This is a genomic window from Neobacillus notoginsengisoli (assembly GCF_003515685.1).
Lineage (GTDB): Bacteria > Bacillota > Bacilli > Bacillales > Cytobacillaceae > Bacillus_D > Bacillus_D notoginsengisoli.
On the sequence record NZ_QWEG01000005.1, the window covers coordinates 191,179 to 205,287 of the forward strand.

A 14,109-nucleotide genomic window follows, 5' to 3' on the forward strand; every position below is an offset into this window, starting at 1 on the left:
CAAATTAGGAAGGATTTATGACACTTTTAGAGAATACAATAATTGTCGAAATTTTTCCGAGACAAAATGGAAATGGGCAAAGAAAAGGGGCTGTGCCCATTCAAAAACGAAAATAGGGGGTTGAAAGAGATGATTAAGAAGGTGGACCATATCGGGATTGCTGTACAATCCCTTGGGAAAGCGCTTCCTTTCTACACAGACATTCTTAAACTTCCCCTAGTTGGCATTGAAGAAGTCGAAAGTGAAAAAGTGATCGTTGCCTTCCTAGATGCTGGGGGTACAAAGCTTGAACTACTGGAACCCGCTTCGCCAGAAAGTGCGATTGCGAAATTTATTGAAAAGCGCGGCGAAGGAATCCACCATGTCGCATTCGGGGTGACTTCCATCCAGGACAGGATTAATGAGATGAAGGAAAGCGGCATTCGAATGCTGCAGGATGAGCCAAAACCGGGTGCGGGCGGTGCACAGGTGGCGTTCATGCATCCTAAATCGACTGGGGGAGTATTGTTCGAGTTTTGTGAGAAAAAGGGGATGGGCAAGTAATGGCTGACATTTTTGAAAAAATAAATGAATTGTATGACAAGCGCCGTGAAATTGAGCTGGGCGGCGGCGATGAAAAAATAGCCCGCCAGCATGCAAAAGGGAAGCTGACGGCGAGGGAACGTATCAGCCTCCTCGTAGATGAGGATTCGTTTATTGAACTCAATCCGTTTATTGAGCATCGAAGCACCGATTTCGGCATGGACCGCCAAAAAGGACCCGGTGATGGGGTCGTAACCGGTTATGGAAAGATAAATGGCCGTCCGGTTTATGTTTTCTCACAGGATTTTACCGTGTTTGGCGGCGCGCTTGGGGAAATGCATGCGAAAAAGATCGCCCATCTGATGGATTTGGCAGCCAACAGCGGGGCGCCTGTGATTGGGCTCAATGATTCAGGCGGGGCAAGAATTCAGGAAGGCGTCGTTTCATTGGACGGGTATGGCCAGATTTTTTACCGGAATGCGATTTATTCTGGCGTTGTCCCGCAAATTTCTGTCATCATGGGGCCATGTGCTGGCGGAGCGGTTTATTCACCGGCGATTACGGATTTCGTGTTCATGGTGGAAGGAACGAGCCAAATGTTTATCACCGGCCCGAAAGTAATTGAAACGGTGACAGGTGAGAAGATATCCGCTGAAGACCTTGGAGGAGCAAAAGTACATAACTCGATTTCAGGAAATGCCCATTTTATGGGGGAGACAGAGGAAGAAGTGTTGCAGTCCGTCAGAAAACTATTAAGCTACCTGCCGCAGAGTTCGAGGGAAAGGCCGCCTCATGTGGAGAATGAAGAGACTGGGGATGACTACCGTCCTAATCTTGTCGACTGCATTCCATTTGACCCAATCAGGCCTTACGACGTAAGAGTGGTCATTGACCAAGTTGTGGATAAAGACAGCTTCATGGAAATCCACCGCGATTTTGCCAAAAATATCGTTGTTGGGCTCGCTAGAATGAAAGGCGATACTGTAGGCCTTGTCTGCAATCAGCCGAAATTCTTGGCTGGCGGCCTTGATATTGACTCTTCCGATAAGGCAGCAAGGTTTATCCGCTTCTGTGACTCCTTTAATATCCCGATTATTACATTTGAAGATGTGACCGGGTTCTTCCCGGGAGTCAAGCAGGAACACGGGGGAATCATCCGCCATGGCGCGAAAATTCTGTTCGCCTATTCGGAGGCGACCGTCCCGAAAATGACGGTCATTACCCGAAAGGCCTACGGGGGCGCGTACGTTGCCCTGAACAGCAAATCAATTGGCGCCGACCTCGTTTTTGCGTGGCCGAATGCTGAAATCGCTGTCATGGGACCACAAGGCGCGGCGAACATTATTTTTGCAAAAGAGATTGCGAATAGTCCGGATCCTGACAAGGTACGCCAACAAAAAATTGAAGAATACCGCGAAAAGTTCGCAAACCCGTATGTCGCGGCAGCGCGCGGCATGGTCGACGATGTCATTGACCCGCGCGAAACGAGGATTAAGCTTCTCCAGGCACTGGAAATGCTAAGGAATAAGCATGAAACCCGCCCTCCGAAAAAGCACGGTAATATTCCACTCTAATTCGCTATATTGAAGATGGAGAAATGGAAAGGTATACTAAAATAGCGAGTACATCTATTTCCGACGGAGGTTCGAAAAAATGATTAATAGCGAAAGATTGTTAAATGAATTTCTTGAGCTTGTGCAAATCGATTCCGAAACAAAATTCGAAGCTGAAATTGCCAAAGTATTGAAGGAGAAGTTCAGCCAACTTGGCCTTGATGTTTTTGAAGATGATACGACTTCCATTACCGGCCACGGGGCGGGCAACCTGATTTGTACGTTGCCAGCGACAAAGGACGAGGTGGACCCGATTTATTTCACAAGCCATATGGATACCGTGACCCCTGGCAAGGGCATAAAGCCTTCCGTTCAGGATGGGTACGTCGTTTCGGACGGTACCACCATTCTTGGCGCGGATGACAAAGCGGGATTAGCCGCAATGTTCGAAATGATTCGGATTCTAAAGGAAAAGTCGTTTCCACACGGAGAAATCCAGTTTATTATCACTGTGGGCGAGGAATCGGGGCTGATGGGCGCCAAAGCACTCGATCCATCTAAAATCACAGCCAAATTTGGCTATGCACTTGATAGCGATGGAAAGGTAGGGAACGTTGTCGTTGCGGCGCCAACCCAAGCCCGGATTAGCGCTGTGATTTATGGAAAAACAGCTCATGCGGGTGTCGCGCCTGAAAAGGGCGTCTCCGCTATTACGATTGCAGCTAAGGCCATTGCAAAAATGCCTTTAGGCAGGATTGATAGTGAGACGACCGCAAATATTGGGAGGTTTGCAGGCGGACAGGCAACCAATATCGTTGCTGACCGTGTGGACATTCTGGCTGAGGCAAGATCACTCATTCCGGAAAAAATGGAAGCCCAGGTTGCAAAAATGAAGGATGCGTTTGAAACCGTTGCCGAACAGATGGGCGGCAGGGCAGAGGTTGACGTCGAGGTGATGTACCCTGGCTTTAAATTTGGCGAAGGCGACCATGTGGTCGAGGTGGCCAGGAAAGCCGCTGCAAGAATCGGGCGCAGCTGCGAACTCCAGCAAAGCGGTGGAGGAAGCGACGCGAATGTGATTGCTGGCTTCGGTATCCCGACCGTCAACTTAGCGGTAGGCTATGAAGAAATCCATACAACGAACGAGCGAATTCCGGTAGAAGAACTGAATAAGCTTGCCGAAATGGCGATTGCAATTGTTGAGGAAGTCGCAACTTTATAAGAGTTTTACCTAAAAACAGCAAAGGGAGCCCAGTGGGTTCCCTTTTGTCTTAAAATATAAACTTAATCAGCTGCTTCCACTTTTTCAAGCTCTGTCGTGACCACCGTTTCATTTCCGGAATCGTCTTTCAGGTAAAAGGACTTTTTAACAATTCCAAGGCCGGGGGCCCAGTAATTTTGAATGGTACTGCCATCTTCCCCGGTTTTCTCCAGAACAATTACCTTGTTTATTTTGCCATATGGGACGGCAACGGCCGCATCAACCATCTTCACGATCCAATCATCAAATCGTTGATTGAGTGTGACCGGATTTGGAAGAATGACTTTCGGTCTGAAAGCTTGCTTCAACGAGCCAATATCCGGCGCGTCCTCATCATAATATTCCGGCTCTTCATAAACAATTGAGATTCCTTTGTTATCCAACTGGAAGATTCTAAGGATTCTCGTGCCGCCGTTATCACTTACTGTTGCAAGATAATTTCCTTCCCGGGTAAAGGCCGTTTCCACCTCGCTAGCAAACTCATTTCCTGATCCCTTGTAAGTCTTTATTTGCTGCGCTTTAGGGAAATACGTGGTGGTCTGAATGGAGGTTTCAGCCCCTGAGGCGGAATTCGAACCGTTTTTTGACTCTTGCTTTCCGCCATCACCGCCACCGCAGCCAGCTAAAAGAATGAATACTGTGAGACAAGCCGTTAGTACCTTCATCATTGACATCGGCCTTTCTTGTTAAAATATTGTTAGTGAATTTAACAATTTTTATCAGCAAATGATCCCTGTCCCCAAAAAAGAGTTACCTGTTTATCCTTCTTATTATGATATTCGATTTTTCTTATCCCTATCCAAGCTGACAAAAAATTAGGGGAGGAGGGTGCTTCCAGCCTCTAATTTTGCTAAACTGAAAGAATGAGGGGGTGATGGCCATGAAAGAAATGTATCCAAAAAAGGGAAGGGTTATTTTGCATGTGGATATGAATAGTTTTTATGCATCTGTTGAAACAGCGTATGATCCCTCCCTTAAAGGGAAGCCGCTGGCCATCGCCGGAAATCCGGAAGAGCGGCGCGGAATCATTGTGACGTGCAGCTATGAAGCGAGGAAGCGGGGCGTGAAGACGACCATGCCTTTATGGGAGGCAAAAAAGCTTTGTCCCGAACTGATTGTCATGAAGCCGAATTTTGACCGGTATCGGGCAGCTTCAACGGCCATGTTTGAAATTTTGGCCCAGTTTACCGAGCTTGTTGAGCCTGTTTCAATTGATGAAGGATATTTGGACATTACAGACAGCTATGAGTTGGGAAGCCCGCTCGATATAGCCCGGACGATTCAGAAACGGATTCTGAATCAACTTGACCTTCCATGCAGCATTGGCATTGCACCGAATAAATTTTTGGCAAAAACAGCGTCGGACATGAAAAAGCCGATGGGGATCACGGTCTTAAGAAAGCGGGATATACCGTCAATTCTCTGGCCAAGGCCTGTAGGCGAAATGCATGGAGTCGGGTCGAAAACTGCGGAAAAGCTAAAAGGGATTGGAATTGAAACGATTGGGGATTTGGCTGCGGGAAATGAAGTACAGCTTAAAATGGTGCTTGGCATAAACGGCCAAAGGCTGAAGGACCGAGCGAATGGAATCGATTCGCGGCAAGTTGACCCAGACTCGATTTCCGATTTCAAGAGTGTTGGCAACTCCACAACGTTGCCAAGGGATATTTCCAATCAGCGGGAGTTATTTAAAGTGCTAGACGGCCTGGCAGATAAAGTGGCGACCAGGCTGAAGCGCAAAAACGTCGTTGCCCACTCGCTTGGAATCACAATTCGCTATAAGGACAGGAAAACCGTCAATCGGGGGAGAAAGCTAAGAAATCCGGTCGGTGGGAAAGAGGAAATAGCCGAATTGGCTAAGCAGTTCCTTGTCAGTAACTGGAATGGAAATCCAGTCAGGCTGCGTTAAAGGAGAAATACGGAAAAAATATTATCTCCAATGCCGCTTCCAAAAAAGTGCTTGACGCAAATAAAGGGACCCAAACGAGCTTCAATAAAGATTTCCTGCGTGGATTTAGGCCTGGTGGCAAGGTTAATTCTACGGAAGTGGATTAGAAAAACAAATGCCGCCCCGGCCGGGACGGCATTTTTATCTATTATTTTAGTCCTTCAAGCAGCAGGATCCTAGCAGGTGAAGCGTCGGTTCCTTGCAGTTTCAGCGGTGCGGCAACCATGAAATACTCGCCTGCTTCAACATCTTTCAGGCGGAGGCCTTCGATAATAATAATATCGCGGGTCATCAACGTCTTATGGGTCGGATGGCCTTCCTGGGCACGTTCAATGCCAAGCGAGTCAATACCAACCCCGGCGACGCCAATTTCGGCAAGCCGCTCTGCGGCATCCTGGGCAACATAAACAAATTCAAAATTAAACTCCTCATCATAAGAGTTTTTTGTTTTGAAAAGGACAAAGTCGCCTTTCACAAGATCGAGACCTTCGAGTTCCGCTGCTGTAATCTTATCTGAAACCCCTGTCATGTCAAACACTTTAGTTGACCTGACAAGCTCTTCAATTGCAATCGTTTCAAATGTTTTTCCATCATTGATCATGTGGAGTGGCGCATCAATATGAGTGCCTGTGTGAACATCGAGGCTGAGTCTTGATTCAGTCACATGAGCGTTCGTTACCGTTTCAAGCTTCGGCTGTTTCTCGGGCTTGTTTTTGTAAACGGGCATCCCATCAAAAATTGGTGCAGTAATGTCATAAATCTTCACTACATTCCCTCCGCTTTTAACAGTTCTCTACGTTTAAATCCCTTACACGCCACCAGAAGAAGCCGTCCTTTTCGAGAAGCTGCTCTGCTGCTTCCGGGCCTCTGGAACCTGGCGCGTAATTCGGGAAGCTTTCTTCCTTCGTGCTTTCCCAGTAATCGGAAATCTTATCCACGAAGCTCCATGACAGAGCCACTTCATCCCAGTGCGCAAAGTTTGTTGCGTCACCGCGCATGCAGTCATAAAGGAGCAATTCATACGCTTCGGGCGTGTTCATTTCATTTACGCTCGTATTGGCAAAACTTAATTTTACCTCAGTCGCATCCATGCCTTGGCCAGCTTTCTTTGCGTTCAGATGAAGGGTAATCCCTTCCTCAGGCTGAATATGAATGACTAGCAAATTCGGATTCAGCGGCTTATTCGGCTGATAATAAAGGTTCATCGGAATATCCTTGAACTGGACAACGATTTTCGTCGATTTTGCGCCAAGCCTCTTTCCTGTCCTGATATAGAAGGGAACGCCTGCCCACCGGGCGTTGTCAATCATCAGCTTCCCTGCCACATACGTTTCCGTGTTGGAATGAGGATCGACCATCGGTTCATCCCTGTAGGCAGGAACCGGCAGACCGTTCATTTCTCCGGCACCGTATTGGCCGCGGACGAAGTATTTCGCTACTTCATCCCCTTCGATTTCCCTGAGAGAACGGAAAACGCGGATCTTTTCCGAGCGGATTTCATCGGTGGTGAGCTTAATAGGCGGTTCCATTGCCAAAAGCGCGACCATCTGGAGCATATGGTTTTGGACCATATCTCTGAGTGCGCCGCTATTTTCGTAATAGCGGCCGCGCTCCTCGACCCCGAGCGTTTCACTCGATGTCACTTGAATATTGGAAATATAGCGATTGTTCCAGAGTGGTTCAAAGAGAGCGTTGGCAAAACGGATAACCTCGATATTTTGGACCATCTGCTTGCCAAGGTAATGGTCAATCCGGTAAATTTCATCTTCGCTGAAGGCTTTTCGGATTTTCTCGTTTAGTTCTACCGCAGATGCAAGATCATGGCCGAATGGTTTTTCAATGACGAGCCTCTTAAAGCCTGGAACATCAGTAAGCCCATCCGATTTCAGGTGCAGGGCAATGGTACCGAAAAATTCAGGCGCCATGGCTAGGTAAAAGATTCTGTTGCCCCCAAGTCCGTATTGATTGTCGAGATCCTCTGCCATTCTTTTTAACACTGTATAAGAACCCGAGTCAGTGACATCATGGGAGTGGTAATAAAAATGGGAGGCGAACTCCTCGATATTGTTTCCGGTTTCTTTCGCTTCAAGAACCGAGTTTTTTACGTTTTCCTGAAATTGTTCATTCGTCAGCGGCCTTCTGGCAACACCAATGACGGCAAAACGTTCCGATAGTAGACCTTTTCTAAACAGCCTGTATAAAGACGGGTACAGCTTCCGGTTTGCAAGGTCGCCGGTCGCCCCAAAAATCATAATTAGCGAGGTTTGTTCCTTATATTTTGCCAAGGATAAAGACTCCTTTACGTATAGATAGTATCTGATGTGAAAAATTTACCTGTCAAATACAAAATTGTAGCGGTTATTCTTAGCTTTCGCAAATGTTATGCAATTAATGTAAGATGCTGGAAAACGGTTCGTTCATTGTATCTGGTCTTTTTCTCCATCCTATGAAGGCGGCTGCAGGTAATTATGGTATAGTAGAAAAAACAGACAATGATCCAGCCGGGATAGGCAGGATAACGATTTAGGCTTACTTTTGCAAAAGAAAGAGGTTTTCACGTTGGAACTATTATTCCTTGGAACAGGAGCAGGCGTGCCGGCCAAACTCCGCAATGTCACATCGATGGCATTGAAGCTTCTTGACGAGCGCGGCGCCATTTGGCTTTTCGACTGCGGAGAAGCGACCCAGCATCAAATTCTTCATACATCGCTTAAGCCGCGGCGGATTGAAAAAATTTTTATCACGCATCTTCATGGTGACCATATATATGGGCTTCCTGGGCTTTTATCGAGCCGTTCCTTCCAGGGCGGGGAGTCGGAGGTTGAAGTCATCGGCCCTAAAGGAATTGGCCAATATATTAAAACAAGCCTGTCCATCAGTGGAACGTACTTAAAATATCCGATTACGATCACTGAATTGGAGGAAGGGGTTGTTTTTGACGACGGCGAATTCCGGGTGGAGGCTCTCCTCCTTGACCATGGAATTCCGTCATATGGATATAGAATTACCGAAGCCGACCGGCCAGGGACACTGCTTGCGGATAAATTGGCGGAGGCAGGGGTGCGGCCAGGCCCGATTTACAAAAAAATTAAAAACGGAGAGCCGGTCATTCTTGAAAATGGGACGGTCATCAATCCCGAGGAGTTTCTCGGTCCACGGCAAAAGGGCAGGGTAGTCACCATATTAGGTGATACACGCTATTGTGAAAATGCTGTCAACCTCGCCAAGAAAGCCGACCTTCTCGTTCACGAAGCAACCTTTGCCGCTGGTGAAGAAGCGATGGCTTATGAATATTTTCACTCAACAACCGCCCAGGCCGTCGAGGTGGCAAAATTGGCGAATGTAAAAAAGCTTTGCCTCACCCATATTAGTTCGCGCTATGACCGTCAGGCTGCAAAGGAACTTCTTAAAGAAGCGCAAGGATTTTTTGCAGAGACGGAAATAGCCGAGGATTTTAAGGAGATTGAGATTCCCTTGCCAAATTCAAAGGATTGAGCCGGTCCATTTTGGGGCCGGTTTTTTATTTTTCTTTTCTATACGCTTTCCAAGAGGTTTTCATGGCTGCGTAACTGCCAATGGCCGCATAGCCGTAGAACCAGCCCATAAACAGTCCTGAAAGGACGCTGTATTGGTGGCTGACCAGGACGGATAATAAAAGTCCTGCTGCCAGCGCTATTGTTGGGACAATGGGTTTAGAGATTTTAAAATACAGTTTCAGCAGTTGGGTAATGCCGATTATCGCCGGAACCGCAATTATTACATCCCAGATATTTGTATGAATAACAGGAAACTCCAACATGGCTACCCTCCAGAGAAAGGTCTTTTTATTTAGTGTTGCCAATTCTCCTCAGGTCAACCGACTAGACAGTCCTGCATGGCTCACACCCGTGGTTAGTGTAAGGAAAAAATGTATACCCGGTTTAAAACTGGAAAATAGGGTAAAGGAACAAATAAAAATACATATTTTCCAGGGGGAGACGAGCATGGAATTTTTGATTCTTACAGGCATATTACTTTTCATCATGGGATCGCTCGTGTTATTAGTTAGCGGCCTTATTACGTTCTTTTTTTCAAAAGTCCATTTTCTGTACATATTGGCCGGCAGCGCTACAGTCGGCGCCGCGGTTGGAATGTTTTACGGATTCGGCGGATTCACCGTCGTTGCGGTAGTAGTGAATATTATTCTGTCATCGATTGCGATTGGCCTCGCAAAATACGGTTTATACTTGAAAGCAAAAACGGATATTGAACCGGAGAGTTTGCTGAGTTAAAAAAGTGGCGCCTTTCATTATGAAAGGCGCCGTTTTTTGATTGGTGGATGATCAATCAGGGCTTTGCGTATAAATGTCCGGGATGCGTGGCAGCAAACGGCCAAAAATCCGGTTTAGTTGTCACTCAAAGCCCGGATGCGTGACAACAAACGGCCAAAATCCGGTCTAGTTGTCACGCAAAGCGCCCGGCTTAGCGGACAGCGGCAAACCAGTCTTGCCTAGCTTCCTTATCTCCACCCGCGTTCGTATTGCTTTGGTGCTTCGATTTCAACGCCAAGCTCTTTTGCAGCGGTCCTCGGCCAGTATGGATCGCGGAGGAATTCACGGCCAATCAGCACAAGGTCCGCGCGCTCGTTTTGGAGAATTTCCTCTGCCTGGATGCCTGAAGTAATCAGCCCGACAGCGCTGGTCGCTATTCCGGCTCCTTCCCGGATCGTTTCCGCAAATTTAACCTGATAGCCAGGGTAAACATTTATCCTTGCAGGGACAACAGCGCCGGAGCTGACATCAATCAAATCGACACCCTGATCCTTCATCCATTTTGCAAGAGGGATATAATCTTCAACCGTCAATCCGCCCTCTGTGTAATCATTGGCTGAAACCCTCACAAACAGCGGCCCGTCCCAAACCGTTTTCACTGCATCAATAATCTCGCGGAGGAAGCGATAGCGGTTTTCGGCCGAACCTCCGTATTCATCTGTCCGCTGATTTGAAAGAGGGGAGAGGAACTCATTAATCAGATAGCCATGGGCTCCGTGTAATTCGATTACATCAAAGCCGGCTTCTTTGGCGCGCTGGGCTCCTTTTTTGAACGCCTCGATCGTTTCCTCAATATCCGCCTTCGTCATTTCCTTTGGCGTCTTTGATTTTTCATTAAAGGCCAACGCGGAAGGGGCAAGGATTTCACCTTCAAGCACAGCCTTCCTGCCCGCATGCGCAAGCTGGATGCCAATTGCAGTACCGTGTTCCTTCACAAGGCCGGTCAACTCTTTCAATCCCGCAACGTGATCGTCACTCCAAATTCCAAGATCCTGCGGAGAAATCCTTCCTTGTGGAGTGACGGCAGTCGCCTCGACAATAATAAGCCCAGCCTGCCCAACCGCCCGGCTCGTATAATGAGTCCGATGCCAATCCTCAACCATCCCATCCTCACGATGGCAAGAATACATACACATCGGCGACATCACAATCCTGTTCTTAAACGTTACCCCCTTAACCGAAAACGGAGTAAATAACTTTGCCATTTTGCAGCCTCCCTTTCTGAAGCAGGGGACGGTTCCACTGCCTTACTCGTCCCCCTTATGTGTAGAATCAACAAATTTAGTATAGCAAAGCCCGGTCTTTTTTATCTAAATTACGGCTTGCGCAATTCCTTCAGGCTGTATTTCGTGCCCCGCCAGATGATACCGCCGCGTTTGAGCGTCAGGTAGCTCGCACGGATGATACTGTAAATGAAAATCGAGGCTGTCAGCGGGAAGGCAGCAAACAAAACAGGGGAAAAACGGGTCATCTTCCGCAATACAAGCATGTAAAGTACGGCAATTCCAATGATATTCCCAAGGCTCAGTAAAACAATAGTCCGGTCGGGTATAAAGAGGGTAAAAAACGGCAGTACCTGTGAAACAAACGTACCGAAAACAGCGAACACAACCATGGAAAGTCGGTAATGGAGTCCGGCAAACGTATTCTTTTCAAGCCCGGCAAGTGCTTCCCTAAGTGTCCCGTACCATTCCACTTCAATAAGCGTAAGGGCGCTGGCAATCCGCTGCTTCAATCCTGCTTGTTTCATTTTCAGGCCGAGCTGCAAGTCGTCGTCCGGCCTCATTTTAATTGCTTCGTGGGTTCCGAATGATTCGTAACCAGCTTTCGAAACGAGGTTAAAGGCTCCGATACCAATCCCAATTTTCGATTTTGGGTTATTTGCCGCCCACGGACGCTTATAGTAAGAAAAGCCGAACAGAAAAAACGCTACAAATGACTTTAGCCAGAAGCCGTCTGCTCTCATATTCGGAGCTGCAGTCAGGTGGTCGAGCCCGTTTCGTTCGAAATAGCCAAGCGCTTTTGCAAACGCATACTTGTTAGACTCAACATCTGCATCGGTAAACAGAATCCGGTCACCTTTAGAAGCGAGATACCCTTGATACAGAGCATGATTTTTGCCAAGCCAGCCTTCGGGCAACTCTTCAATGTGGATAACCTGTACCCGGTCATCCATCAATTTTAGCTCTTCCATCACTTTACCAGTCTGGTCCGTGGACCTGTCATTCACAAGCAGCCACTCCACATTCCGGTATGTCTGGTTCAACTGGCTCAAAACACTTTTCTTAATATGGGCCTCCTCATTCCTCGCCGCCACCACAACCGAAAGCAGCGGCCCCTCCCCAAGAGGCACCTCATCCTCCAACCGATCAAGCGATCTAAACCCAATCAAAGCATCAATTAAAAACACAATCCAAATCAACAAACTCAACGACAATAAAAATATAAGCATACAAAAATCCCCATCGCTTTTTTCTTTCATTGTACCATTCGGGTGATGCAGGGGACGGTTCTACTGCTTCATTTTGATAATCCCCTAGCTATGCGGAAATAATGACAATAAGTTCCTAAAACAGTAAACTTAAACCTAGGCAGCAAATGAAAAAAGCTGCATCTTTATCGGAAAATAATTTTGCGGGGGAAAAGGTATGCCTGAATGGAAAAATAATATAGCAAAAATCACCATCCCAACTCCATTTGCGGTAGGGGATGTAAATGCATATTTAATTAAAGGGGACAGACTCGCACTTGTCGACACGGGCCCCAAAACGGACGAAGCGTGGGCTGCGTTAAATAAACAACTGGCCGATCTCGGTTATGCGCCAGATGATATTGAAATGGCCGTCCTTACCCATGACCATCCAGACCATGCGGGACTGCTTGATTATTTTCCGCAAACACTTGATGTGCACGGGCACCGGCTGAATGAGCGATGGATCAATCGGACAGACGAGTTCCTGACAATGCACGACCGGTTTTATTTAGGCCTGTTCGACGAGTTTGGAATTCCGGAGAGCTTTCACCGGCTCGCTGGACAGCTGAAAAAATCACTTAAATTTTCATGTAATCGTTCACTCACTGGGGAACTTTCCGAAGGAGACACACTCCCTGGGCTCGAGGACTGGCGGGTCATTGAAACTCCTGGCCATGCGCAGAGCCATGTTTCCCTATACCGGGAAAAGGATGGGGTGCTGCTAGCAGGTGATCATGTCCTGGCCCATATCTCGCCGAATCCTTTGCTTGAGCCTCCTATTAACGAGGGGGAGGAAAGGCCAATGCCGCAGCTCCAGTACAACCACTCTCTTGCAAAACTCCGCGACTATCCAATCGGCCTTGTTTATACCGGGCATGGAACAGAAGTATCCAAGCTGCCGGAGCTGATTGAGCGGCGGCTTACACGCCAGCATGAAAGAGCGATGAGTGTAAAGGAAATGCTAAAAGACGGACCAAAGACGGTATTTGACTTATGCCGACAGCTGTTCCCGGCCGCTTTTGAACGGGAACTGGGCCTGACTTTATCTGAAACTGCTGGCCAGCTTGATTATTTGCAGTCATTAGGGGAAATCGAATTTTCCTTCGAAAGCAAAACGAAATATTATCGGGTTAGGTGAGGTGAAACAATGGAGAATTTATCTGGCAAAAATGTTGTCATCACGGGCGCATCTGGCGGCATTGGTGCCGAAATCGCGAAACTGGCGGCAGCCAGAGGGGCGAACCTTGCACTGCTTGCGAGAAGCCGGGATAAGCTTGAAAAGCTAAAAGCAAAGCTGGAGTCCTCTTACAGCAGCAAAATACTGATATACAAACTTGATGTTTCTGAAACAGATAACGTGAGCGCCACATTTGCCCGGGTCTATCACGAACTCGGGGAAATCGACCTTCTTGTCAATAATGCTGGGTTTGGCATATTCCGCCATGCGCATGAGGCGGATATTGAGGAAATCAAGGCAATGTTCGATGTCAATGTCATTGGCCTGATCGCCTGCACGAGTGCGGTATTGCCAAAAATGCGGGCCCGCCGGTCTGGCCATATTATCAACATCGCTTCCCAGGCAGGGAAAATCGCCACTCCGAAATCGAGCGTCTATTCGGCAACAAAGCATGCCGTCCTCGGCTATACGAACAGCCTTCGGATGGAGCTGTCCGATTACAATGTTTATGTAACTTCCGTCAATCCCGGGCCGATTGCCACGAACTTTTTCAACATCGCCGATGAAAGCGGGTCATATGTGAAAAATGTCAAGCGCTGGATGTTGAAGCCTGAATATGTCGCCGAAAAGGTTGTTGGCAGCATGCTGAAGCCGGTGCGCGAAGTCAACCTGCCTGGCTGGATGAACGCGGGGAGCATTTTTTATGCACTGTTCCCACGGATGTTTGAAAGGCTTGGCAAAAAGGCTTTTAATCAGAAATAGTCGTTATAAGCGCAAAAAACAATGCCCATTCGTAAGTTTCGGAATGGGCGTTTCATATTTTGTTCTAATAGGCTCATTTGTTAGTTTGATGCAAAATTCATTC

The 14,109-nt window shown here is 47.5% G+C and carries 13 protein-coding genes and 1 pseudogene; 8 read left to right on the forward strand and 6 right to left on the reverse strand.

What is annotated here, in order from left to right:
• Positions 1-129 precede the first annotated feature (129 nt).
• From mce to D1B31_RS09415, 3 genes are all read left to right on the forward strand, one after another.
• A complete protein-coding gene (gene mce, locus D1B31_RS09405; protein WP_118920519.1) occupies positions 130-543 on the forward strand; it encodes a methylmalonyl-CoA epimerase in 414 nt (137 codons plus the stop codon).
• Positions 543-2,096, forward strand: a complete 1,554-nt coding sequence (locus tag D1B31_RS09410; protein ID WP_118920520.1) for an acyl-CoA carboxylase subunit beta — start codon at positions 543-545, stop codon at positions 2,094-2,096. Before mce ends, D1B31_RS09410 begins: the two co-directional genes overlap by 1 nt.
• Before the next feature lie 79 nt (positions 2,097-2,175).
• On the forward strand, positions 2,176-3,297 hold the full coding sequence (locus D1B31_RS09415; protein ID WP_118920521.1) for a M20/M25/M40 family metallo-hydrolase: 1,122 nt from the start codon (positions 2,176-2,178) through the stop codon (positions 3,295-3,297).
• 62 nt (positions 3,298-3,359) lie between these two features.
• Here the strand turns inward: D1B31_RS09415 and D1B31_RS09420 are convergent, their stop codons facing one another.
• Complete coding sequence (locus tag D1B31_RS09420) at positions 3,360-4,004, reverse strand: hypothetical protein (protein ID WP_142922578.1); 645 nt, start codon at positions 4,002-4,004, stop codon at positions 3,360-3,362.
• Between the two features lie 212 nt (positions 4,005-4,216).
• Between D1B31_RS09420 and D1B31_RS09425 the strand changes: the two are divergent.
• A pseudogene (locus tag D1B31_RS09425) lies at positions 4,217-5,391 on the forward strand (DNA polymerase IV).
• Between the two features lie 41 nt (positions 5,392-5,432).
• Here the strand turns inward: D1B31_RS09425 and D1B31_RS09430 are convergent.
• Both D1B31_RS09430 and zwf read right to left on the reverse strand, forming a co-directional pair.
• Complete coding sequence (locus D1B31_RS09430) at positions 5,433-6,050, reverse strand: cyclase family protein (protein WP_118920523.1); 618 nt, start codon at positions 6,048-6,050, stop codon at positions 5,433-5,435.
• A gap of 16 nt (positions 6,051-6,066) precedes the next feature.
• Entirely contained in the window at positions 6,067-7,569 is a 1,503-nt protein-coding gene (gene zwf, locus D1B31_RS09435) for a glucose-6-phosphate dehydrogenase (RefSeq protein WP_118920524.1), read from the reverse strand.
• Positions 7,570-7,843: 274 nt separating this feature from the next.
• Between zwf and rnz the strand changes: the two genes are divergently transcribed.
• Complete coding sequence (gene rnz, locus D1B31_RS09440) at positions 7,844-8,779, forward strand: ribonuclease Z (RefSeq protein ID WP_118920525.1); 936 nt, start codon at positions 7,844-7,846, stop codon at positions 8,777-8,779.
• A gap of 25 nt (positions 8,780-8,804) precedes the next feature.
• On the opposite strand, the gene D1B31_RS09445 is transcribed toward rnz, so the two are convergent.
• Positions 8,805-9,080 (reverse strand): hypothetical protein, encoded by a 276-nt coding sequence (locus tag D1B31_RS09445; protein ID WP_118920688.1) that lies wholly within the window; start codon positions 9,078-9,080, stop codon positions 8,805-8,807.
• A 187-nt stretch (positions 9,081-9,267) separates the two neighbouring features.
• On the opposite strand from D1B31_RS09445, the gene D1B31_RS09450 reads away from it, so the two are divergent.
• The gene (locus D1B31_RS09450) at positions 9,268-9,555 is read left to right on the forward strand and encodes a hypothetical protein (protein WP_118920526.1); all 288 of its coding nucleotides are present in this window, start codon (positions 9,268-9,270) and stop codon (positions 9,553-9,555) included.
• Positions 9,556-9,782: 227 nt separating this feature from the next.
• Here D1B31_RS09450 and namA read toward each other — a convergent pair whose 3' ends face one another.
• On the reverse strand, positions 9,783-10,799 hold the full coding sequence (gene namA / locus D1B31_RS09455) for an NADPH dehydrogenase NamA (RefSeq protein WP_118920527.1): 1,017 nt from the start codon (positions 10,797-10,799) through the stop codon (positions 9,783-9,785).
• Positions 10,800-10,909: 110 nt separating this feature from the next.
• Complete coding sequence (locus tag D1B31_RS09460) at positions 10,910-12,046, reverse strand: glycosyltransferase family 2 protein (protein WP_118920528.1); 1,137 nt, start codon at positions 12,044-12,046, stop codon at positions 10,910-10,912.
• A 196-nt stretch (positions 12,047-12,242) separates the two neighbouring features.
• Here D1B31_RS09460 and D1B31_RS09465 point away from each other — a divergent pair, with 196 nt between their 5' ends.
• Positions 12,243-13,205, forward strand: a complete 963-nt coding sequence (locus tag D1B31_RS09465; RefSeq protein ID WP_118920529.1) for an MBL fold metallo-hydrolase — start codon at positions 12,243-12,245, stop codon at positions 13,203-13,205.
• A gap of 9 nt (positions 13,206-13,214) precedes the next feature.
• Complete coding sequence (locus tag D1B31_RS09470; RefSeq protein ID WP_118920530.1) at positions 13,215-14,006, forward strand: SDR family NAD(P)-dependent oxidoreductase; 792 nt, start codon at positions 13,215-13,217, stop codon at positions 14,004-14,006.
• Positions 14,007-14,109: the final 103 nt, after the last annotated feature.

Coding starts and splice junctions, on each gene's coding strand:
- D1B31_RS09420 (WP_142922578.1), bottom strand. CDS start 4,004: ATGATGAAGGTACTAACGGCTTGTCTCACAGTATTCATTCTTTTAGCT.
- D1B31_RS09410 (WP_118920520.1), top strand. CDS start 543: ATGGCTGACATTTTTGAAAAAATAAATGAATTGTATGACAAGCGCCGT.
- D1B31_RS09415 (WP_118920521.1), top strand. CDS start 2,176: ATGATTAATAGCGAAAGATTGTTAAATGAATTTCTTGAGCTTGTGCAA.
- D1B31_RS09450 (WP_118920526.1), top strand. CDS start 9,268: ATGGAATTTTTGATTCTTACAGGCATATTACTTTTCATCATGGGATCG.
- D1B31_RS09470 (WP_118920530.1), top strand. CDS start 13,215: ATGGAGAATTTATCTGGCAAAAATGTTGTCATCACGGGCGCATCTGGC.
- mce (WP_118920519.1), top strand. CDS start 130: ATGATTAAGAAGGTGGACCATATCGGGATTGCTGTACAATCCCTTGGG.
- namA (WP_118920527.1), bottom strand. CDS start 10,799: ATGGCAAAGTTATTTACTCCGTTTTCGGTTAAGGGGGTAACGTTTAAG.
- D1B31_RS09460 (WP_118920528.1), bottom strand. CDS start 12,046: ATGCTTATATTTTTATTGTCGTTGAGTTTGTTGATTTGGATTGTGTTT.
- D1B31_RS09465 (WP_118920529.1), top strand. CDS start 12,243: ATGCCTGAATGGAAAAATAATATAGCAAAAATCACCATCCCAACTCCA.